Consider the following 18,719-nt stretch of genomic DNA (forward strand, 5'->3'; position numbering starts at 1 on the left):
ATCCAACCCGATCGAAAGCGTCTTCGCCACAGTCCGCCACCGGACCGTCCGCTCCAAGGGAAGCCTGTCGCACAAGACGGCAAGGCTCATGGTCTTCAAGCTCGTCATGAGCGCCGCCAAAACCTGGCGCCGGCTGAAGGGCGAAAATCAGTTGCCAAGGGTCATTGCCGGCGTCAAATTTACCGACGGCGTCGCAGAATCGACGACGCCAGCTAACCGCGCCGCCTGATCGGCCCCATCACCCAATTTCGGCCATAGCTCTTCACGACTGCGCCGGACCCGCAGTCCATGATGTGACGATGTTTGGCTCACTAAGTCGTCCCGGCGAACCGCGCGCCCGACAATCAACTCCCTGAAGGGAGTGCGTTGCACCCTCAGAGCTTCTCTGCCGCGAGCATGCGGGCGCAAGTGCATCCGAAAAATTTCGGCAGCCTCACGGGAGCGGTATCATCAGCGCCAATGATTTGACGTGCGATTTGGCAATCACAACCGTTGCTGGCAAACCCAGGCGCCGCCTACTATGCTCCGACGCTGCAAGCCCCGCCACGATTCCTCAATTCTTTTCCTTGGAGCCATGAATGTTCAGAACGCCTCTGATAATTCTGTCAGCCCTCGCCTCGATGATTGCTTCTGCCGCCGCTCAGCCTGCCTCTCTCACCTGCAGCGGCTCCCTGTTCGATCCGACTGGATCGGCACCGTCGTCAAAAAGCGTGACGCTTGCCCTCGGTCCGCCGGTTTCGATCGACACCGGGAATGGCCCGCAGCGCGCTACGGTCGTCAGCAACAACAGGATTCAACTCAGATTCAAAACCAAGGACTTCACGGGCGAGTATTTCCACTACACCAGTGATCTTTTCCTGATCTACCGATCAGGACATCTCGCGCGGTTGACGTGTCAGCGTTGAGCAAGCAGTGCGGCCTCGGGTGTCATGGAAAGGACCTCATGCCCAAGATCGATATCGCCACTGTCCCGAAACGCAAGGGCTCCGGCTACCCGCCGCCATTCGATGCCGCCTGTGCCGAACGTGTGCGGCAGCTATTGGGCAATGCCGGCGGCCTCACCGACTTCGGGGTCAATCTCATGCACCTGCCGCCGGGCAACTGGTCGAGCCAGCGCCACTGGCACTCGGACGAAGACGAATTCGTCTATGTGCTCGAAGGCGAACTGACGCTGATTGAAGATGGCGGCGACACGGTGCTGCGCGCCGGCGATTGCGCGGCGTTTCCGAAAGGCTCCGGCAACGGCCATCACCTCGTCAACAAGTCGGGCGCAATGGCGGTTTATCTCGAAGTCGGCTCGCGCTCGCCAGCCGACGTCACCATCTGCTCGGACGTCGACATGATGAGCTCCAACGCCGACGGCCGGTTCGTGCACAAGGATGGCACGCCCTACACGGGGCCGTAGAGTGAGCCGCCGAAAGGCGACGTACGCCCATTCCTCACGGAACGCGCTTCATCATAGGCCAAAACATCCAGCCTTCCATTGGTGCTTGACAGTGCAGACCAACGATCTGACCGTTGCCGACGATGGCGCGCAGCTTTTCCGGGCGGCGCTGCCGCCTGAGCGGTTGGACGTGCTTGAAGCGGTTCTCGCCCATTTGCCACGAGATCAGGCTGGTCTCAGGCTGAGAGGTGTTGAAGGTCTCGCGCCCTTCCTTGCCTCAACGGGACATATAGGCCGCTGTGCTGCGTCAGTGCTCGGCGACGATTGCCGGCCCGTCAGAGCCATATTGTTCGACAAGACAGCCGAAACGAACTGGTCCTTGGGTTGGCATCAGGACCGCACCATTGCCGTGAAAGAGCGCATCTCCGCTAATGGTTTTGGGACCTGGAGTGTCAAGACCGGCATGCTGCATGTCGAACCGCCCTTTGACGTGTTGTCCGGGATGGTGAGCGTGCGGGTTCATATTGATCCGGTACCCGCAAGCAACGCGCCGCTTTTGATCGCTCCCGGATCTCACAAGCTCGGACGGGTTCCCGAGGACAATATGCAGAACGTTGTCAGGCGTTGCGGCACGGTTGCGTGTTTGGCGGAGCCTGGCGACATCTGGCTCTATGCGACGCCCATTCTCCATGCGTCGGAAGCCGCTATCGCGCCGATGCATCGCCGTGTCCTGCAAGCGGACTTTTCTGTCGGGCAGCTTCCCGGTGGCTTAGAGTGGCTGGGCATCTAGGACTTGCTGTGTCGAGCCTGAGCTTGCTGCTCTAACATATTGATTTTGAAATATTTTTGGTCGGGGCAGCTGGATTCGAACCAACGACCTGCAGTACCCAAAACTGCCGCGCTACCAGGCTGCGCTATACCCCGAGCAATCCGCAGGCGATGTCGATACACGGTTAGGCGGGCGCCAGCAAGCCGCTCGCCAGGCGCGATGGTGATCCGATCAGGCTGATCGGATCACCATCGCATCTCTTTGTTGAGCATGATCTTTCCGGAAAACCGGTGCCCACTTTTCCGGATCATGCTCTATTTGCCATTAAACAGCGGGTGGGCCACCCGGTCACCGGGCTGGATGCCGTATTTCTGCGCCGTGCCCGCGACCACCTCCAGCACGCCCTTGGCGAGCCCGCCGGACGAGATGATCTTGGTCGACAACGGCTCGGTATTCTCCGCGATCCGCAGGATGCGGCCGTCGGCGCGGATGAAGATCATGTCCAGCGAGACATAGGTGTTCTTCATCCACATCGACACCTGTTGCTCCGGCGAGAAGTCGAACAGCATGCCTTTACCGTCGGGCAGCTCCTTCCGGTACATCAGCCCCGTCGTCTTCTCCTCCTCGGTCGTCGCGAGCTCGACGGAGAAGACGTGCACTCCATTCTTGGTGACGATCTCGAGCGGCTGGACCGTCGCGGCCTTTGCGGCCGGGCTCGCGATCACACCACACAGGAGGGCAAGCGACGCAAACAGGGCAACGAGTAGGCGATGCCCGGTGACACGATCGAAAGTCATGGAAACTGCACTCACGGCAAAATCAAATCGCGCGGAACCTAACCCGAGCACCGCGCCGATGGCCAGAGGGCAGACATATGCCACGCGCCATCCGGCTCACGTTTCCGTTAGAGCTTGCGCAGAAAATCAGTGCGACGACAGCGCCGACGGGCCGGTCTCCGGGTGGATTTCCGCGGCCATCATGCCCTTGGAGCCGGGCCCGAACCGCACCAGCACATATTGGCCGGGGCGCAGCTCGGTCATGCCGAAGCGGCGCAGCGTTTCCATGTGCACGAAGATGTCGGGCGTCCCTTCACCGCAGGTCAGGAAGCCGAAGCCGCGCAGCCGGTTGAACCACTTCACTTGCGCCCGCTCGAGTCCGCTGGTCGGGGTGACCGTGACATGGGTCCTGGGCGGCAGCATCTGCGCCGGATGGATCGCCGTCGTTTCATCCATCGAGACGATGCGGAACGCCTGATAGCCCTTTGCGCGCTGCACGCATTCAACCACCACGCGAGCGCCCTCGTAGGCCGTCTGATAGCCGTCACGCCTGAGCACGGTGACGTGCAGAAGCACATCGGGCCAACCATTGTCTGGGACGACGAAGCCGTAGCCTTTCGAGGCATCGAACCATTTGATGACGCCGGAAATCTCGACGAGGTTGGCGGCATCGCCCAAGCCGGAGAATGCATCCGCCGCCGGATCGCGCGGTGCTCTCTCCGAGTATTCACCCGGCACAAGCCTACCCTGCCCCGCGCCACCTGATGGTAGACCGCCGAGCTTCTTGGACTCAAATCCGTCCGACCCCATGACCCCGGACCCCGCACATCATCTGCAATCCGTCTCTCTGCGACGGTACCTTATCGGTGCGTTGTTGCACGACCGCTCATGAACAACGCACGCGAATCTCGAATCAAAAGATAACACTCCCGCTTGAATCGCATAGATAAAAAATGAATCCGGCGGGAACTATGAACAGACTTGCACGACTGCGAATCAATTGAGCGTCAATTGCCCACGAACGGCCCAAGCGTCTCGCCGATGTCGTGACGGATCACGAGATCCGCAATGTCGTCCTGATCGGTCGGCTCGTTGTTGATGATCACAAGCCTGGCACCGCAGTTCTTGGCCATCATCGGAAATCCGGCCGCGGGCCACACCACCAGCGAAGACCCGATCGCAAGGAACAAGTCGCAGTGCTGCGCAAGTTCCGTCGCCCGTCGCATCGCATCCTCCGGCATCGCCTGGCCGAACGAGATGGTTGCGGTCTTGATGGGATCGCCGCAGTCGGTGCAATCGGGCGCACTGCCGTTCTCGTCAAAGCGCTGCTTGACCCACATCAATTCGTACGCCCTGCCGCAACCGATGCAGCGGGCATAAGTCGTATTGCCGTGCAGTTCGACCACATGATCCGATTTGAAGCCGCTCATCTGATGCAGGTTGTCGATGTTCTGGGTGACGATCGACGGAATCTTCCCCGCGCGATAGAGCGAGGCGAGCGCGCGATGCCCGCGCCCGGGCTTCGCCGCCATGAAGGTCGGCTCCATCGCAAAGCGCCGGCGCCAGGCCTCGTCGCGCGCGTCGGCACTTGCAACGAATTCGTCGAATGGAATTGGCCGGTTGCGCGTCCACAGCCCGCCGGGCGAGCGGAAGTCGGGAATCCCGCTCTCGGTTGAAATGCCGGCACCAGTGAAAGGAACGATGGTGGAGGCCTCGGCGATCAAATTGCCGAGCGCCTCGACGCCGCTGCGCAGATCTTTTGCAATCACGTGAGAAACCCGAGTTGACCGCGCGCACTATAGCACGGCCAACTGGAGCGAGGGATCGCACCTAGGATGCGGCTCTCAGGCCGCCTTTGTCACGCCGCCTTGTTTGTCACGCCGCTTTGGCGACCGGCTCCTTCGCCTCGTTCGGCTCCTTCACCTCGTCGCTCTTCTTCGCCTTCGCAACCGGCGCGGCATCGGACTTCTTCACCGGCTTGCCGTATTGGGCAAGCTTCTCCAATTCCGCTTCGAGTTCGGCGCGGCGCGCCGCGACCTTTTCGAACAGCTTGTCGGTCGCGTGCTCGCGCAAGCTTGCAAGTTCCTCGATGCTTAGTGAATCCAGATCGATCTTTGCCATGAACGGCCTCCCCAGTTTCCCTTTTTGGCTAGCGGGGCCGCGGAGCAGCGACAAGCAGCGTACGCGCCTTATCCACCGCCTTCGCTGCCCATCATCTCACCACAATCCTGCACCGGCTCCTCCCCATTGGCGCCCCATTGGGGAGGCGAATTCGCCCCCGATGACATTACGATTACAGGGATGGGCCATGATCGAAGCCATGACCGAAGACGCCATGACCGAGAAGGAAGAGCTGCTTGCGCGTGAACGCGAAGAGATCGCCGCTCGCATCGCCAGCTTCAAGGCGACCCAGCAAAAGTTCGAACGCGAGCGCCAGGAGTATTATGCCAACACGCTCGGCGGCGCATGGCACGGTTACCAGCGAGAGCCAGGTTGAGACCGATTAGGAGTCCGCAACATCCGCGGGAGTCGAAAAGCCCGGGGCGCGTCGCCCCGGGCTTTTTGTTACCAATAAGGATCCCAGTAGGCGCGCCGATAATAAGGGCCGCCCCCGTAGGCGTAAGGACCACCGCCGTAGTAACGTCGATACCCGTAGCCGCCATAATAGGCCGGGTAGCTGTAGTAGCTCGGTCCGTAGTATCCGCCGTAGTAGCCCGGACCGTAACCGTAGTAGTAGGGGCTTGACGCTGCAGCAGCGCCCGCGATCAGCGCGCCTGCGGCAAGACCAAATGCCAGGCCCGGACCTGCACCCCGCCAGCCCCAGCCGCCGCCGCGCCAGTACGCCTCGGCCGGCGAGCTCATTGTGGTCGCCCCTAGCGCGGCGACCGTAGCCAAAACTACGAGAGCCTTTTTCATCCTCGCCTCCTTAAGGATTCATCCGCGGCTCCAACGCAGAAATTGCCGATTGGTTGCATCGGGAACCCGCGGGCCTTCGGGGCCGCCCTGGCAGCGCTTGGACGGGCCGTCTCCCTTTGAGCTATGCAACTCGGCTGGACCACCCATGGATTGGCGCAGGAACAAACCACGACCTCCGCGCGTATTGTGCTGCAGAAGGGGTAATGGTCTCATGCCGGTTTGGCTGGAAATTCTGATCAACATCATCGGCTATGGCGGGTTCATCGCCATCGCGATGTATCATCGCTCCTCAAGCGAGAAATTGCCCGGACAGGATCCGCGCTAGTTAGCCTTGTGCGGTTCGCCGGCAATGCGCACCAGGCGGTCGGCCTTCACCAGCACGCGTCCATCGTCCGCCTGCGGCCGCAGCGAAAAGCTGATCGCGACGAAGGCGAGACAAAACAACAGCCCCACCAGCATCACGCGCCGGTGAGTTCGCCTGTCTGCATTGTGAAATGAAGGGATCATCATGGCTCGGGTTCCGCACCTGATCCCTATGCGCAACCTCCGGTTATCGCAACGCGATCCTGCCCTTAACCTAACTGAATAGCGTTATCGGCTGCCCCGAAAGAGATCGTTAGGAACACGGCGCCGCACGGGCGCCATCCGCTACCTCTCGTCCCCAGCTTATCCGCAGCAAATCCACAGGCCGCCGGACCGGCCTTTGCCAAGCAATTTCCTGATCTTGCTGCGCAGCGATCCACACACGCCCCGCCCTGCTCGCGATCGGAATTCCCGGACGTTTGGACAACCGAATTCATCCCCATTAACCGCACCTCTTTAGAAAACGTAAATACGGATCTGGGATTTTTGGGCAGGAGTTTGCCGTCATGGTCATCTACCCCGTCCCTGCCGCGGTGACGCAGGCGAAGGTTCAGCTCGTCATCGACGAGACTGCAAAAGCGCCGCCGCATCAGATCAATGCCGATGTCCAGAGCGTCATCGACGCCCAGACCCACGCCGAACGCGAGGCGCTGCTCGACCGCAAGGCGTGACGGCAAGCGCCTCCGCGTTCTCCTGGCGTGAATGCCGCGCCGCGCCAGCGCTTAGTCGTTGGATTTTGGCCCGCCATGATAGCGGTGGGCGTCGGCATCGCTCATTTGCGGTGCCATCTGCTGATCGAACATGTTGAGCGCGTCGTAGGCGCGCTGATCGGCCGCCGTTTCCTGCCGCGGCGTTGAGGCGTCCGAACGTGCGAACGCCTGTCCGGACGTTGCCGCCACCGCCACGATCGCCGTGGCCAGAATGATGCTTTTCATGGATCTGCTCCTCGCTGCGTACGTCGCCTCGGTTCCGACATGCGCGCGGCGGCATAGGAATGCGATGCAGGCTCAAACGCCTGTGTAAAAAGATGAGATCAGAGCACCAGGCCGTTGCGGCATGCCGCGCGCAGCCTTGAGACCCGTGACAACACTCCGCAGGAACACTTCTGATCGTCAGGAGTTGAATGAGCATCAGGAAGTGCCGGTAGGAACATTCCCCCTGCCGCCTACCGGCTAAGAAGCCCCGCGATGCCCCCGTCGCGGGGTTTTCTTTTGAACCTATTTGCACGCCGACAGACATAGTGGAACTGGGGATTTCAGGGCCCAGTAATTCGCGGCAGCGTCGCCTGGAGAACATACTCCTCTAGGCGGCGCTGTTGCTTTTTGAAAATTCAACCTTAAGTTATCGACTGAAGCTGGCGGCTCACGCCCTGAATCCCCAGACCGTCAGCCCGAAAGCCCCGTGCCCCCACGCGCGGGGTTTTCTTTTTCGGACTTGTTCTGACTCTTGGGCAATTCACCGGCGTCGCTCACGACAGCGTGGCGATGATCGTCTGCAGCTGGTCAGACGCTGACGCGACGAGGCCATCGAATGACGTTTGGCCGTGAGCCGCCGCCCTCAGAATACGTTCGGCCACCGCCGCCTTGACGCCGAACACGGATTGATCGGCGGGAATTTTCGCCATGACCGCTTCCAACGCGGCCCGCATGGTCTCGATGAGTTCAGGACTGTATGGCATAGCGTCCTCCCCGCGCGGCAAGATAGTCGGAGCGCTGTTGCCTGCCACTCACAAGCCCGAGACTCACGACCATGTGTCGTTGCGGGTCAATGAATTCGGGCGGAGATCGCTCGCCCGCCTCGCTATCCAAATACCCACCAGATCAGGGGACCACCGAGTCCGACGAGAATGGCGAAACAGAGCGTGAGGCGGCCGATCTTCTGCAGCGTGGTCACCTGCGAGAAGTCCCGGTCAGGCATGCGGCCCAATCGACGCCCCGTCCAATCCAGGGCACGCCCCATCAACCCAGCGACCAGTTCGAACAGATACGGGACAACGCCATCCATGGCCTCACCTTGGCACAGCCAGTGCTTCCACTTTGTTACACGGGAGCCTGTTCGACACCCTGCCCTTCACAGCCTTTTCTGATATCTAGGGCGTGATCCGGAAAATTGGATGCCGTTTTTCCGAAAGGGTCATTCTCAAGCAAAAAGATCGAGCGGGATGATTAATCATCACACCTTGGTCTCGCGAACCGCCCAAACCAGACGCTACAACCCCCCAGAGGGAGCCAACACCATGCGTTATCTCCACACCATGCTGCGCGTGCGCAATCTCGACATCGCGATGAAATTCTACCAGGACGCGCTGGGGCTGAAGGAAGTGCGCCGGATCGACAACGAGAAGGGTCGCTTCACGCTGGTGTTCCTGTGTGCGCCCGAGGATGTCGAGCAGTTGAAGAAGCTGCCGAGCACGCGCGGCGCGCCGCTGGTCGAGCTCACCTATAACTGGGACGAGGAGAAATACGGCGAGGACCGCCATTTCGGCCATCTCGCCTACGAGGTCGACGACATCTACGCGACCTGCGATCGGCTGATGAAGCTCGGCATCACCATCAACCGCCCGCCGCGCGACGGCAACATGGCGTTCGTGCGCTCGCCGGATCTGCACTCGATCGAGCTGCTGCAGAAGGGCGATCCGAAGCCGCCGGCCGAGCCGTGGCTGTCGATGCCGAACACCGGCCACTGGTAGCCCTCGCGCAAACACTGCGCGCACGTCAGGTCACAGCATGAGCGCCGCGATCCATAACGGAACGAGCGCGTGGATCGCGCGTTTCCTCACCGATACGAAATGGAGGAGGAAACGATGGCAAGAGGACTCTTGCTGTGGCTGCTTGGCGTGCCAATCCCGGTGATCATCCTGTTGTGGCTGTTCTTCGGACACTGATCGCACGCAACCCACCCAACCCAACAAAATCAGGTGCCGCTCAGCGGGCCTGATTTTTTGTTGGTGCGGGATGATCGGGATCGCGCTTTCTGCTATTCCGCCGTCAACGCAAGAAGGCATGGGAGAGAGACGCGTGGCGGAAAAATATCAACTCACGGTTTGGGGCCGGGCCAACTCGGTCAACGTGAAGAAGGTGCTGTGGTGCCTCAGCGAGCTCGAGCTGCCCTATCACCGCATTGATGCCGGCATGGAGTTCGGCAAGAACGACCAGCCCGACTATCTCGCAATGAACCCCAACGGCCGCGTACCGACGCTGGTCGACGGCAGCTACACGCTCTGGGAATCCAATTCGATCATGCGCTATCTCTGCCTCGCCTATGGCGAGGGCTCACCGATCTATCCGGCCGCGCCGCGCCAACGCGCCAGCGTCGATCGCTGGCTCGACTGGACGCTATCGACGCTGCAGCCGGTCGACCGTCCGGTGTTCTGGGCGCTGGTGCGCACGCCGCCGGAAAAGCGCGACATGGCCGCGATCCAGAAGGACGCCGATGCCGAAGCCGAGGTGTGGCGGATTGCCGATGCGCAGTTGGCGAGCCGGCGCTTCATCGACGGCGACGGGTTCACCATCGCCGACATCGCGATCGGCGCCTTTGCACGACGCTGGTTCGGCGTCGAGGGCATCGCCAAGCCGAGCCTGTCCAATCTGGAGCGCTGGTTTGCCGAGATTTCCGCACGCCCGGGCTTCGTCCAGTTCCTGGCGCCGCCGTTGTCGTGAGCTGATTTTCGAGCGAAGCATGCCCTCGGACTTGATCCGAGGGTGGGCACCGGTTCGCGTGAAGAAAACGCGTCAAACAAAGAATCTAGAGCTTCGTTTTCGATTCAATCAGAACCGAAGCTCTAACGCCCGCCGATCGACACGCCATCGCCAATGTCGATGGCACCGCCGATCTTGATGCAGGTGTCGGAACCCTCGATCCTGACGAAGCCGGCGCCGTACTCTGCGCACGCATTGGGCCGTGCGCCTCTCTTCAGCGGGAGCGGCTTTGCGGAAGCCGTTGCTTTGCCGGACTTGGTTCGATGAGGCTGCTCCGCGAGTGCGATTGCCGGCAGCAGCGCGAGGACGAGGATCAGCGTCTTTCGCATCGGGCCTTCTAACGCGCGAAGGCGGGAACTGCTAGCTCACGAACTTGACGCCCACCGTCCTGCCGCGGCGCCACACCACCTCGCAGGGCCGTCCGGTGCGGGTGTCGCGCGAGAACGCCAGGCGCAATTTTCCAGGCAGCGTGTTGGGATCGTCGATCGTGATCTTGGCGCCGGTGGACGACATGTCCTGCACGACGCAGGGCCGCGCGGCGAATCCGCCCTCCAGCGTGATCCAACCGGGCTGGTGCATCGATTTGCGCGCCTCGCGCTTCTTGCGACTGAACGCCATGGCCGACGCCTACGGCATCAGGCTTTACAAAGCGTTGCGAAACACCCGCGGTTTTTCGGGTATCGGCGCCTGTGCTGATCGATCCGGGGATGGCTGCAAAAAGGGCCATCCTGCGGCTTGCCCCCCCATCCAATCACCACTATACGTTCGCTCCGTCGCCGCCAGTAACCGTCGGCGGCCGATCTGGCATATCCCGCGGCTAACGCATTGATTTGCCGATTGTTTTGCTCCCTTCGTCTATCGGTCAGGACGCCACCCTTTCACGGTGGAGAGAGCGGTTCGATTCCGCTAGGGAGCGCCAAAAGCCGATGAAATCAAAGAGATAGCCGATGGTTAGCCGGACAGGTTAGCCAAGGCGGTTAGCCGCGCCCCCGGTCTCGGAAGTGCGGCTCCAGTTCCTAGTCTACTCAACACGTCACACCGCAAGGGCTACCGGCTTGCCGCCGGTAGCCGCGAAGCTCATTCAGATGATGGGCACCAAGTCACGCGAGACCATCTTCGGCGCGCCCGTGCGCGCCGCCGCCGAGCAGGCCGCCGAAGCACGCCAGCGCGCCGATCGGCTCGCCTGTGAAGCCTGGAACAAGCGCATGCTGGCGTTCCAGGGCCCGGCGCAGCCTTCGCCGGCCCTCGGCGACGCACTCAACGCCGGCTACACCTATCTCGAGGTGAAGTGTCTGGGCTGCGAGACGCACCAGACGGTCGCCCTCGATATCGTGCGCCGGCCGAAGACGGCGCCGATCCACGAGCTTGCGCGCTACATGCGCTGCAAGCTGTGCTCCGAGGAGCGAGGCTATCCCTACAAGCGCAGCCACCTCGTGGCGCTGCGGCCGACGAAGATATCCGCGCAGGATCCGCCGTCGACCTGCTGGCCGGGTGAACGCTGAACGATCGGAAAGTCCTATGGTCACCCGGTTGGCAAGAGTGGACTCTCAAGCTCCCTTTCTGTTGGCCACGTCGGTGAGAATGGCACCGCTCGGCCGAATTACTGCGAGACGAAATTGGGAACGAACGCTCGCGTCACGATTTTAGAAGGTATGAGACCGCCACTCGCCGTTAAACTACACGGCGCGTGTCGCGGATAGCCAAAGGTCACAAAGACCCGCTGTTTCAGAACCAGCGCTCGCGCAGATAGCCAAAAGCGGCGGTCTCCGGTTCCATTCGGAATTGCCAGCGGTACTCGCTAGCGGAGGCCTAGTTGCGAACGGAAAGGCTGGCGAGGTCGAGAACGTTTGGTTGGATGAGTTGCACGGGCTGCGGATTTCCATCAAAGGCCATGATGGGAAATGGCCCGTCTCAACCGTCAAATTCCCGGAAGACTAGTCTAACAACGGCCCTTTGTGGGACGCGCTCGCTGACATTATCGCCCTTCGTCATTGTCCTCGCATTGCGCTCAGCTGAGTTCTTGGGCGAGCCCGATGAGAAGCCCTTCGGGCCCGCGGATGTAGCAGAGCCGATACGCATCTTTATACTGAACGACTTCGCGTACAAGCTGCGCGCCGCGATTGCGGAGCCTTTAAAGGTTTCGGTTCCAGAGATGGAAGATGCGAGCGGCAGACCTATCGCATTTCGAGCTCTTTGATTGCCAGAGCCGAAATTTGTGCGGGGTCCTTGATGCCGGATTGCGCGATCTTGATGATGTTCCTCGCGATGATTTCCGTTAGAGGGTCATCGCGATCCTTGACGTTTAGCGTCTGCAACGCGCGCTCATAAGCCGCTGTGATGCGGCTGAACTTTTCCGGCTCCACGACGGAGCTTTGCAACAGTCGATAGATGGCCAATTCTCACCGCCCAAGCCCCGCCGGGGGAAGCACAGGAACCTTGTGCACGGTCGAAGAACTACGGACGCTATTATGTCACGACCTATCAGGAAGCGATCCGCGCATTATTCCGGGCAATCAATCGGTACATTGGACAGACTAGCGGCATGGAAAAGGAGCGGTCCCGGCTGGGGGCAATGCTGAGACCGCTCCTCTCGGGACATGACACGAGGCCGTCACACATGTCGGTGCAAGCGGCCGCGGGCACGCCCCGTCGCCGGCATGGCGCTGAGCTTCAGAACTTCACGCATGCTTGCGCCGCCGCTTGACCAACCAATAGACGCCATAACCGACAGCGAGCATCGGGAGACCGGCGCCGGCGATTGGACCAGGGGCTCCGTCGACGCGGTGACCGGGCGGGTCTCGGCCGGGGGCGTTCTCGCAATTCCCGCCGCCGTTGCAGGCATTCGCAGGCGGGGCAGTCATGATCAAAGCTAGGGCAAAAATAGCAGCGGGAATCGCAGATGCAATCTTCACAGATATCTCCTGCGTTCTGACCAATTCAAACTGTGTAAATAAATATGACATTTAACAATTAAATATGTTAATTTATTAAATTTGTTCGTTGCAATAAACAGAATGTTCGGAGAAATGCGCGGAAGGCGGAATATGGCCAATTTGAAACCGATCAGTTGCCCCCTTTGCGGGGCTGAGGCCCAAGACATTACCGTTGCGACGTTCAATGGACGGACGATCTGTTGCGGCTTCTGCGGCGACTATGATGTCTCCGGCACGGTGTTCGAGGCTGGGCTGCTTGACAGGTTGGATCGCAGAAGAAGGTTGGATGCACTCGAAAGAGCGAAGGGCTCCGCTCCCTCGGGCAAGCGCCCAATGATAACAAGCCACGATCTTTAGCAGACATGCCGACCGCGCCCGCCGATCTCTTCCTCCGCCCACCGTAATCGGCGGCGACCATGTGGTCATCTGGGATGGCTTCTCGATCCGGCGTATCTACAGGAACGTACCGCAGCAGCCAGACCATCGCGGTAGCTGTGCGGACCTCGATAGGGCCAAGGCAGTTTTCAAGGCGACTTGGCTGCGAGTGCACCAGCAGCTGAGAGCGATGAGGACGTTGCGGAGGCCCGCAGGAATCTCGCAGGATCGAATTGGCACAAGAGACGAGGTGCAGGTCGAAGACTATCCACATTCGTGGAGGGTCATGGCCCTCTCGCAAGTGCCGTTTCGCGCCTTCAATGGTTGCGCTAATCTACCAACCGCGGCGGGGCTAGTTCCGCAGGTGTTCGAATGCACATGTCGCGCGCGAGCTTTTTGTTGGCAATTCTTGTCTTGACCGCGACGTATCTGCTTGGAGCGTACAGCGGTCGCCATGGCTTTTTTCCCTTTCCACTTCTTCACGCGCTGAAATCTCAGACGGCTCCCGACCGCTACACATTTGACCAGGCGGGACGGCTGGCATCCGGCGATCAAAAGCAAGCTATTGCCTGCCCGCAGCAGACGGAACGTACGGCCGTGCTGTTGCTAGTCGGACAGTCCAACGCCGGAAATCACGCGGGGCAGCGGTTCCGCTCGGAGCACGGCGAGAGGGTCGTCAATTTCTTCGATGGACAATGCTATGTGGCCGCGTCGCCCCTGCTGGGATCTGACGGCATCAGCGGAGAATATTGGACCCAGCTTGGCAACCTTCTGCTGGATCGCGGATCGTTCGATCAGGTCGTACTGGCTCCGGTGGCCGTAACCGGCTCTGAGGTCTCCCGCTGGGCGCTGGGCGGCGATCTGAACGGAATCATGATCGGCACCACGAGTCAGCTGCAGCAGCGAGGTTATGTTGTGACGCACGTCCTCTGGGTCCAAGGTGAGATCGACTACGTGGTGGGAACGAACGAGAAGGACTACCGCGATCGCTTCCTGTCGCTGGTCACCTCGTTGAGATCTCACGGCGTCGGTGCGCCGGTATACGTTGCCATTGCGACCAAGTGTTTATCGGCAAGCAACGGAGGAACACGCTTCCACTCTGCCGAAAACCCGGTGGCGCGCGCTCAGTTGGGCCTTCCCGATGGCGCTGATCTGAGAAGGGGAGTTAATTTAGACGCCTTGCTTGGTGATCTGGATCGGTACGACGATTGCCATTTCGGCTCTTTGGGAGAGCAGAAGGTCGCGAGAGCCTGGGCAGACCTGCTCTCGACCGCCCGCTGAGCCGGCGCCAAGAAACTGCGATCAGTGAGGCGATGAGGAGCAGCGTGCTTTCACGCAATCGGCTTAGATTGTCGAGTGGCAATTCGGACACGAGGAACGGCCCCGCGCCACCGGCTAACCGCCCATCGCGCATAAAGCAAAATATGCGCCGCTGCTCGATCGCCTCGAGCAGGAGCTTGCCGCGGTCAAACGCCGACGACCCGGTCAGCCGTGCGCCGGCGCCTTCACTTCCTACGGTCTGTAGGTGCCGGCGTCGTCGCCGCCAACCAATCCGCCCCGGTTGTTCGGGCCGCCGCCTGCACCGCGGCTCCAACCGTAGCTGCTCCCACCGTAGTTGTTCCAACCGGGGTTATTCCAGCCGTAGTTGCTCCCATTGTAGTTCATTGAGGGCTGCGTCCGCGCGTAACTACCGGAGTGCGTCCTGGTGCCCGACTTATGATGCTTCGTGTATGCAAGTGCGAACGTACTTGAGAGCGCGAACACAGAAGCCAGTGCTATCGTCGCAAGTTTCATGGTCGTTCTCCCTTGGGTTAGCAAATTTCAATGCGCCCCCCGTCTAGGACGGCGTACGCAGCGCGCGCATCCGCCTCACAAGTGGATGTCGGAACTGGCGTGTCTGCCTATGCATGTTCGGCAGATCGCGGCCTCGTGATCGAGGTCGCGGCTGTACCAATTCGGCCGCTCGCATGACCGCCAAACTGAGCAGCAGTCGCTCACTGTCACGGCCTGCGATGTCCGAGTTGGGGTCAACCGAGACTTGCGTCTGTGGAAGCGCGATCTAACCCGGCGCCTCAAGCAAACCTCGCTCTTACAGGCAAGTCCCTCAAGCTTCCCTACCTTGCATGAGCGCCACCCGGCACCGAGCGCGCCGACCGGAATCGCAGCGAGCAACAGCAGCACCGAGATCAGCCCGGCCGCCACGAACTTGAGCGCGACCCGGGACCTCCGGTGATAGCGGCGCCCGTGGCGGGGCCGTCAAGGTCCATTGATGCGTTGTTGGCAGGCCGGAGTTCGGAACACCAAAGATGGGAGCGAGTTTAAATACGGCCGCGGAGGCCCGAGACAAAGAAGGGCCGAACCATGACAACATTCCGAACCGACCAGGTTGACGACGACAGGGTGAACATCAAGCGCGCCCCGAACACGCTGGCCGGGTCGACGATCACTGGCACGTCGAGATCATGTGGGGCGGCCCTGGCAGTGCCATTATCTACGAGGCGCCATCACTGCCCCGCGCGTTGGCGTTCATGGATGGGTCAACCGCCACATCGAGCGGCTGATAATGCTCGGTGAGCACTAGAGCCGTAGGCCGACAACGCACAAGGCAGCCGATGGCCTTTGAGATGATTCGAGCATGGCTGACGTAGCTCGGCGTTCTAACCGCGCGCCCCCCGGCGTTTGCGCTTTTCGCCATGTACGGCATCGCCTGGATTGTCCTGGGCAACGGTTTGGAATGGCACTCCCTAGCCACGCTCGCGACCTGGGGCATGACGTTGGTAATTCAGCGCGCCGAACACCGAGACACCGAGGCCATTCACGCCAAATTGGACGAGCTTCTTAAGGCAACCCGCCCGGCGAGCAACGAGCTAATGGACATCGACGACAAGGATGCAGAGGAAGTCGAGCGGGAACGCGGGGAGGTTCGCGCCGACAAGTCAGGATAGCTCAACCTGCGGGAGCTACTCGCGGCGCATCGAAACCCGGATACCGCGTTCTCGAGCATTCTCTGCTGCCACCCTAAGAGGCGCGGGTGAGAAAGATCGGCAGCCCACGCTTGTTGGAATAGAGAGGACGGTAGCGCTGCGTGTTGTATGTGCTGGCGACGTCCAGTTTGCGCGGTCCGAGCCTGGCGTCAGGGATCGGCACGAGGTCATAGCGGCCCTCGACCAGCGCCGACATGAGGCCGGTCTTGCCTTCCAGGATAGCATCGTAGGCCATGTTTCCAAAAGTCAGGGCGACCAGCTTGTCGATGAAGTCAGGATCGCCCGAACGCAGGTCGTAGGTGAGATCAGAGACGATGGTCTCCTCGCCGGCGCGCCGCTTGATCTCGTCGGCAAGCGCTTCGGCCACGCTCGCCTTCTTGCGGTGACCGTAGGCGTCCGGTTCGCCGTATTCGTGCGCTTTGTAGCCCTCCCATTCCGCGCCTTCGCTCAACACGATCAGCGCATAGTTGCTTGGGTTGCCGCGCTTGTCCTCGATCAGCAACTGGATCAGCTTGTCGAGATCGACCTTGTACTCCGGTATCAGGCATCGGATCGAGGTCGCGTATGCCGTATAGAGTGCCGTAAAGCCGGCATCGCGGCCAAAGATGCGGAAAATGCCAACGCGCTCGTGCGAGCCGACTGTGGTGCGCTGCCGCTGGATCGCATCGCTGGCGCGGGTGATCGCCGTCGAGAAGCCGATGCAGTACTCCGTGTTGCGGACGTCGTTATCCATCGTCTTCGGGATGGCGATGATGTTGACGCCGAGTCCGTTCAGCTTGTCCGCATAGCTGAGCGTGTCGTCTCCGCCGATGGCGATCAAATGTTCGATGCCGAGCGCCGTCAGGTTCGCCAACACCTGGCCGCTGAGGTCCCAGGTCTTGGTTGCGATCCCGCCCTTGGTGCTCTCCGAGACCGGAGGGTTGCTGCCGACGAGATGATCGGGGAGCTTTTTCATTTTGGAGGGATTGGTGCGGCTCGAGTGCAGCACGGTGCCGCCGCGTCGGTCGATGATGCGGGTGTTCTCACGGCTGAGCGGAATGAGGTAGTGCGATTTGCTGGCGGGGTCGTCGAGGTTCAGGTGCGTCAGGGCTTCCCAACCGCGGCGGAGACCGACGACTTCGATGTCGTCCTCGCTGCCGCGATAGGTCACCGTCTTGATGATTGCGTTGAGGCCGGGAACGTCGCCGCCGCCCGTGAGAACACCGATGCGCTTTTTCGCCACGCTCGCCTCCCAAGATCAGGAATCGCAATGCACTCTCGCCGCAACTCGACGCTTCCACTGCTGCCGCTTGGCGCGGCCTACTCGGCCGCTTCCGGCTTGCGCTCCTCGCGCAGCCGAAAACGCTTCAGTAATCCGGACACGGTGTCGCGGAATCCGCCATACTCCAACTCGGAATAGGGCAGCATCGCAGCGCCGGACCAGCCTTGGCTGCGCATCTCGATTGCCTTGCGCTGTGCGCTCCGGCGCACCTCGTCCCACGCCGGATTATCGAAGAAGTCGGTGTAGGACTCCGAAAAGCGGCCCTCCTTGTCGATCGAAAAGCCTGCGCAGGAAACGATCGGCAGGCAGTACATGCCAGTCACCGGCGTATTAAGCGGCACGGGCATGAGCGGCATCACGTGCGAGCCGCGCGCATCGCCACCCACGAAGTGCGCCTTGGCGAAGGGCGAGACGATTTCCTCGGGCGCCGGGAAAATTCCCTGGTTCCTGATGATCGCGACCGGATCATCCTTGCCGGTGTACTTGCCTGCGATCGCGTGAAGACGCTGCGCCGACACTGCGGCGGCGACCTCGCCATGGGTTTGAGAGACGATGCGATCAATGCCAAAACGCTCGTTGTCGCGGAGCAGCGCGGCAATGTGGTAGTTGTCCGCGGGCGCGTTGAGTTCGATCACGCTGTCGCCGGCCGTGTTGTCCATGTCGATGATATGGAAACGGAATCCCTTGATCATCGGGGGCAGCATCAGCCCCGCGCAATACATTGGATCAGCAAAGGCAAGGTAGAGCGGCAAATTGTAGGCGCCGGGGCCGCATTTGTCGGCGGCAAACACCATGAATGATTCCGCCGGTCTCGGAGCCGAGAGGCTGTGGTCGAAGCTGAGCTCGGCGACACCAGGGCCGGCACCGCGAATGTTTCCGGAAGGTGCGTCTGCGAGAAGATCCTGGCCGGCGCCGTAGAGACCGGCAGTCTTGGCAACCGAAGTGGCGGCGAGAAACGCCTTCCAGGCGAGTTGATGGACCTCGGAGCTCCCCTCGCCCCGTGTGTGCGTCATGATGATCGCGATGTCATCGCCGGTGTGGCAGATAAAGGCATCGATCAAGAGCCCATTGCAGATCGCCTTGGCGACCTCGCCCTCGACAGTTGCGAGCATGCGGGAAGACGGTTTCGTGTGCCCGCCTACGGACCCAATGTCAGCCTTGATGACCGAAAGAGTAAGTCTCATGAGCATCCCTCCCAGCAGCACAGCTCAGCGCCTCGGCCACGACGCTTGCTGCGCCGGGGCGACGGCGCTGCTCATT

The 18,719-nt window shown here is 61.0% G+C and carries 24 protein-coding genes, 2 tRNA genes and 3 pseudogenes; 12 read left to right on the forward strand and 17 right to left on the reverse strand.

Features of this window, described 5'->3' with window-relative positions; all coding sequences use genetic code 11:
* From YY7_RS54860 to YY7_RS0143245, 4 genes and pseudogenes are all read left to right on the forward strand, one after another.
* Nucleotides 1-229 (forward strand): annotated as a pseudogene (locus YY7_RS54860) (IS256 family transposase); the annotation flags it as partial.
* A gap of 391 nt (nucleotides 230-620) precedes the next feature.
* A complete protein-coding gene (locus tag YY7_RS0143235; protein ID WP_155255575.1) occupies nucleotides 621-905 on the forward strand; it encodes a hypothetical protein in 285 nt (94 codons plus the stop codon).
* Nucleotides 906-943: 38 nt separating this feature from the next.
* Entirely contained in the window at nucleotides 944-1,405 is a 462-nt protein-coding gene (locus YY7_RS0143240) for a cupin domain-containing protein (RefSeq protein ID WP_028168566.1), read from the forward strand.
* A 91-nt stretch (nucleotides 1,406-1,496) separates the two neighbouring features.
* A complete protein-coding gene (locus tag YY7_RS0143245) occupies nucleotides 1,497-2,174 on the forward strand; it encodes a phytanoyl-CoA dioxygenase family protein (protein WP_245287630.1) in 678 nt (225 codons plus the stop codon).
* A gap of 57 nt (nucleotides 2,175-2,231) precedes the next feature.
* Here YY7_RS0143245 and YY7_RS0143250 read toward each other — a convergent pair.
* The 5 genes from YY7_RS0143250 to YY7_RS0143270 form a co-directional block, all read right to left on the reverse strand.
* Nucleotides 2,232-2,308: transfer RNA gene (locus tag YY7_RS0143250), tRNA-Pro, on the reverse strand.
* A 159-nt stretch (nucleotides 2,309-2,467) separates the two neighbouring features.
* On the reverse strand, nucleotides 2,468-2,950 hold the full coding sequence (locus YY7_RS0143255; protein ID WP_028168568.1) for a DUF192 domain-containing protein: 483 nt from the start codon (nucleotides 2,948-2,950) through the stop codon (nucleotides 2,468-2,470).
* 126 nt (nucleotides 2,951-3,076) lie between these two features.
* Entirely contained in the window at nucleotides 3,077-3,739 is a 663-nt protein-coding gene (locus YY7_RS0143260) for a cold-shock protein (protein WP_028168569.1), read from the reverse strand.
* 197 nt (nucleotides 3,740-3,936) lie between these two features.
* Nucleotides 3,937-4,698, reverse strand: coding sequence for an SIR2 family NAD-dependent protein deacylase (locus tag YY7_RS0143265; RefSeq protein WP_028168570.1), 762 nt, complete (start codon nucleotides 4,696-4,698; stop codon nucleotides 3,937-3,939).
* 106 nt (nucleotides 4,699-4,804) lie between these two features.
* Nucleotides 4,805-5,050, reverse strand: coding sequence for a hypothetical protein (locus YY7_RS0143270; protein ID WP_028168571.1), 246 nt, complete (start codon nucleotides 5,048-5,050; stop codon nucleotides 4,805-4,807).
* Between the two features lie 187 nt (nucleotides 5,051-5,237).
* Between YY7_RS0143270 and YY7_RS54865 the strand changes: the two genes are divergently transcribed.
* Entirely contained in the window at nucleotides 5,238-5,426 is a 189-nt protein-coding gene (locus tag YY7_RS54865; protein WP_035692515.1) for a hypothetical protein, read from the forward strand.
* 68 nt (nucleotides 5,427-5,494) lie between these two features.
* Here the strand turns inward: YY7_RS54865 and YY7_RS0143280 are convergent, their stop codons facing one another.
* Nucleotides 5,495-5,845, reverse strand: a complete 351-nt coding sequence (locus YY7_RS0143280) for a hypothetical protein (protein ID WP_028168572.1) — start codon at nucleotides 5,843-5,845, stop codon at nucleotides 5,495-5,497.
* Nucleotides 5,846-6,166: 321 nt separating this feature from the next.
* Nucleotides 6,167-6,355, reverse strand: coding sequence for a hypothetical protein (locus YY7_RS0143290; protein WP_035692517.1), 189 nt, complete (start codon nucleotides 6,353-6,355; stop codon nucleotides 6,167-6,169).
* A gap of 359 nt (nucleotides 6,356-6,714) precedes the next feature.
* On the opposite strand from YY7_RS0143290, the gene YY7_RS61255 reads away from it, so the two are divergent.
* The gene (locus YY7_RS61255; protein ID WP_155255576.1) at nucleotides 6,715-6,879 is read left to right on the forward strand and encodes a hypothetical protein; all 165 of its coding nucleotides are present in this window, start codon (nucleotides 6,715-6,717) and stop codon (nucleotides 6,877-6,879) included.
* Nucleotides 6,880-6,930: 51 nt separating this feature from the next.
* Here the strand turns inward: YY7_RS61255 and YY7_RS0143300 are convergent, their stop codons facing one another.
* The 3 genes from YY7_RS0143300 to YY7_RS61260 all read right to left on the reverse strand — a co-directional run bounded on the left by YY7_RS0143300 (nucleotide 6,931) and on the right by YY7_RS61260 (nucleotide 8,212).
* The gene (locus YY7_RS0143300; protein ID WP_028168574.1) at nucleotides 6,931-7,143 is read right to left on the reverse strand and encodes a hypothetical protein; all 213 of its coding nucleotides are present in this window, start codon (nucleotides 7,141-7,143) and stop codon (nucleotides 6,931-6,933) included.
* A gap of 533 nt (nucleotides 7,144-7,676) precedes the next feature.
* Nucleotides 7,677-7,886: a hypothetical protein gene (locus YY7_RS0143305; protein WP_028168575.1), complete on the reverse strand. Its 210-nt coding sequence runs from the start codon at nucleotides 7,884-7,886 to the stop codon at nucleotides 7,677-7,679.
* 122 nt (nucleotides 7,887-8,008) lie between these two features.
* Nucleotides 8,009-8,212, reverse strand: coding sequence for a hypothetical protein (locus tag YY7_RS61260; RefSeq protein ID WP_130225692.1), 204 nt, complete (start codon nucleotides 8,210-8,212; stop codon nucleotides 8,009-8,011).
* Nucleotides 8,213-8,444: 232 nt separating this feature from the next.
* Between YY7_RS61260 and YY7_RS0143315 the strand changes: the two genes are divergently transcribed.
* Together YY7_RS0143315 and YY7_RS0143325 are read left to right on the forward strand one after the other, a co-directional pair.
* A complete protein-coding gene (locus YY7_RS0143315) occupies nucleotides 8,445-8,897 on the forward strand; it encodes a VOC family protein (RefSeq protein ID WP_028168576.1) in 453 nt (150 codons plus the stop codon).
* Between the two features lie 313 nt (nucleotides 8,898-9,210).
* Nucleotides 9,211-9,867, forward strand: a complete 657-nt coding sequence (locus YY7_RS0143325; RefSeq protein ID WP_035692520.1) for a glutathione S-transferase family protein — start codon at nucleotides 9,211-9,213, stop codon at nucleotides 9,865-9,867.
* 122 nt (nucleotides 9,868-9,989) lie between these two features.
* Here YY7_RS0143325 and YY7_RS0143330 read toward each other — a convergent pair whose 3' ends face one another.
* On the reverse strand, nucleotides 9,990-10,235 hold the full coding sequence (locus YY7_RS0143330; RefSeq protein ID WP_028168578.1) for a porin: 246 nt from the start codon (nucleotides 10,233-10,235) through the stop codon (nucleotides 9,990-9,992).
* 31 nt (nucleotides 10,236-10,266) lie between these two features.
* Complete coding sequence (locus YY7_RS0143335; RefSeq protein WP_028168579.1) at nucleotides 10,267-10,524, reverse strand: PilZ domain-containing protein; 258 nt, start codon at nucleotides 10,522-10,524, stop codon at nucleotides 10,267-10,269.
* A 226-nt stretch (nucleotides 10,525-10,750) separates the two neighbouring features.
* Here YY7_RS0143335 and YY7_RS0143340 point away from each other — a divergent pair.
* Both YY7_RS0143340 and YY7_RS0143345 read left to right on the forward strand, forming a co-directional pair.
* Nucleotides 10,751-10,825: transfer RNA gene (locus tag YY7_RS0143340), tRNA-Glu, on the forward strand.
* Nucleotides 10,826-10,994: 169 nt separating this feature from the next.
* The gene (locus YY7_RS0143345) at nucleotides 10,995-11,408 is read left to right on the forward strand and encodes a hypothetical protein (RefSeq protein WP_028168580.1); all 414 of its coding nucleotides are present in this window, start codon (nucleotides 10,995-10,997) and stop codon (nucleotides 11,406-11,408) included.
* A 506-nt stretch (nucleotides 11,409-11,914) separates the two neighbouring features.
* Here the strand turns inward: YY7_RS0143345 and YY7_RS59300 are convergent.
* Nucleotides 11,915-12,037, reverse strand: a pseudogene (locus tag YY7_RS59300) (VOC family protein); the annotation flags it as partial.
* Between the two features lie 43 nt (nucleotides 12,038-12,080).
* The gene (locus YY7_RS0143355; protein ID WP_245287631.1) at nucleotides 12,081-12,269 is read right to left on the reverse strand and encodes a hypothetical protein; all 189 of its coding nucleotides are present in this window, start codon (nucleotides 12,267-12,269) and stop codon (nucleotides 12,081-12,083) included.
* Between the two features lie 1,323 nt (nucleotides 12,270-13,592).
* On the opposite strand from YY7_RS0143355, the gene YY7_RS0143370 reads away from it, so the two are divergent.
* Nucleotides 13,593-14,495 (forward strand): sialate O-acetylesterase, encoded by a 903-nt coding sequence (locus tag YY7_RS0143370; protein WP_051397244.1) that lies wholly within the window; start codon nucleotides 13,593-13,595, stop codon nucleotides 14,493-14,495.
* A 231-nt stretch (nucleotides 14,496-14,726) separates the two neighbouring features.
* Here YY7_RS0143370 and YY7_RS61270 read toward each other — a convergent pair whose 3' ends face one another.
* The gene (locus YY7_RS61270; protein ID WP_155255577.1) at nucleotides 14,727-14,879 is read right to left on the reverse strand and encodes a hypothetical protein; all 153 of its coding nucleotides are present in this window, start codon (nucleotides 14,877-14,879) and stop codon (nucleotides 14,727-14,729) included.
* 1,010 nt (nucleotides 14,880-15,889) lie between these two features.
* Here YY7_RS61270 and YY7_RS54870 point away from each other — a divergent pair.
* Nucleotides 15,890-16,159, forward strand: a pseudogene (locus YY7_RS54870) (low affinity iron permease family protein); the annotation flags it as partial.
* Between the two features lie 73 nt (nucleotides 16,160-16,232).
* Here YY7_RS54870 and YY7_RS0143380 read toward each other — a convergent pair.
* Nucleotides 16,233-17,420 carry a 6-phosphofructokinase gene (locus YY7_RS0143380; protein ID WP_028168586.1) on the reverse strand — a complete coding sequence of 396 codons (1,188 nt, stop codon included), beginning with the start codon at nucleotides 17,418-17,420 and terminating at the stop codon, nucleotides 16,233-16,235.
* Nucleotides 17,421-17,497: 77 nt separating this feature from the next.
* Complete coding sequence (locus tag YY7_RS0143385; RefSeq protein WP_349642715.1) at nucleotides 17,498-18,649, reverse strand: fructose-1,6-bisphosphatase; 1,152 nt, start codon at nucleotides 18,647-18,649, stop codon at nucleotides 17,498-17,500.
* Nucleotides 18,650-18,719 lie beyond the last annotated feature (70 nt).

It is taken from the genome of Bradyrhizobium elkanii WSM2783, assembly GCF_000472865.1.
GTDB classification, from domain to species: Bacteria; Pseudomonadota; Alphaproteobacteria; order Rhizobiales; family Xanthobacteraceae; genus Bradyrhizobium; species Bradyrhizobium elkanii_A.

Coding starts and splice junctions, on each gene's coding strand:
- YY7_RS0143235 (WP_155255575.1), top strand. CDS start 621: ATGATTGCTTCTGCCGCCGCTCAGCCTGCCTCTCTCACCTGCAGCGGC.
- YY7_RS0143240 (WP_028168566.1), top strand. CDS start 944: ATGCCCAAGATCGATATCGCCACTGTCCCGAAACGCAAGGGCTCCGGC.
- YY7_RS0143255 (WP_028168568.1), bottom strand. CDS start 2,950: ATGACTTTCGATCGTGTCACCGGGCATCGCCTACTCGTTGCCCTGTTT.
- YY7_RS0143260 (WP_028168569.1), bottom strand. CDS start 3,739: ATGGGGTCGGACGGATTTGAGTCCAAGAAGCTCGGCGGTCTACCATCA.
- YY7_RS0143270 (WP_028168571.1), bottom strand. CDS start 5,050: ATGGCAAAGATCGATCTGGATTCACTAAGCATCGAGGAACTTGCAAGC.
- YY7_RS54865 (WP_035692515.1), top strand. CDS start 5,238: ATGATCGAAGCCATGACCGAAGACGCCATGACCGAGAAGGAAGAGCTG.
- YY7_RS0143280 (WP_028168572.1), bottom strand. CDS start 5,845: ATGAAAAAGGCTCTCGTAGTTTTGGCTACGGTCGCCGCGCTAGGGGCG.
- YY7_RS0143290 (WP_035692517.1), bottom strand. CDS start 6,355: ATGATGATCCCTTCATTTCACAATGCAGACAGGCGAACTCACCGGCGC.
- YY7_RS61255 (WP_155255576.1), top strand. CDS start 6,715: ATGGTCATCTACCCCGTCCCTGCCGCGGTGACGCAGGCGAAGGTTCAG.
- YY7_RS0143300 (WP_028168574.1), bottom strand. CDS start 7,143: ATGAAAAGCATCATTCTGGCCACGGCGATCGTGGCGGTGGCGGCAACG.
- YY7_RS0143305 (WP_028168575.1), bottom strand. CDS start 7,886: ATGCCATACAGTCCTGAACTCATCGAGACCATGCGGGCCGCGTTGGAA.
- YY7_RS61260 (WP_130225692.1), bottom strand. CDS start 8,212: ATGGATGGCGTTGTCCCGTATCTGTTCGAACTGGTCGCTGGGTTGATG.
- YY7_RS0143315 (WP_028168576.1), top strand. CDS start 8,445: ATGCGTTATCTCCACACCATGCTGCGCGTGCGCAATCTCGACATCGCG.
- YY7_RS0143325 (WP_035692520.1), top strand. CDS start 9,211: ATGGGAGAGAGACGCGTGGCGGAAAAATATCAACTCACGGTTTGGGGC.
- YY7_RS0143330 (WP_028168578.1), bottom strand. CDS start 10,235: ATGCGAAAGACGCTGATCCTCGTCCTCGCGCTGCTGCCGGCAATCGCA.
- YY7_RS0143335 (WP_028168579.1), bottom strand. CDS start 10,524: ATGGCGTTCAGTCGCAAGAAGCGCGAGGCGCGCAAATCGATGCACCAG.
- YY7_RS0143345 (WP_028168580.1), top strand. CDS start 10,995: ATGGGCACCAAGTCACGCGAGACCATCTTCGGCGCGCCCGTGCGCGCC.
- YY7_RS0143370 (WP_051397244.1), top strand. CDS start 13,593: ATGTCGCGCGCGAGCTTTTTGTTGGCAATTCTTGTCTTGACCGCGACG.
- YY7_RS61270 (WP_155255577.1), bottom strand. CDS start 14,879: ATGAACTACAATGGGAGCAACTACGGCTGGAATAACCCCGGTTGGAAC.
- YY7_RS0143385 (WP_349642715.1), bottom strand. CDS start 18,649: ATGCTCATGAGACTTACTCTTTCGGTCATCAAGGCTGACATTGGGTCC.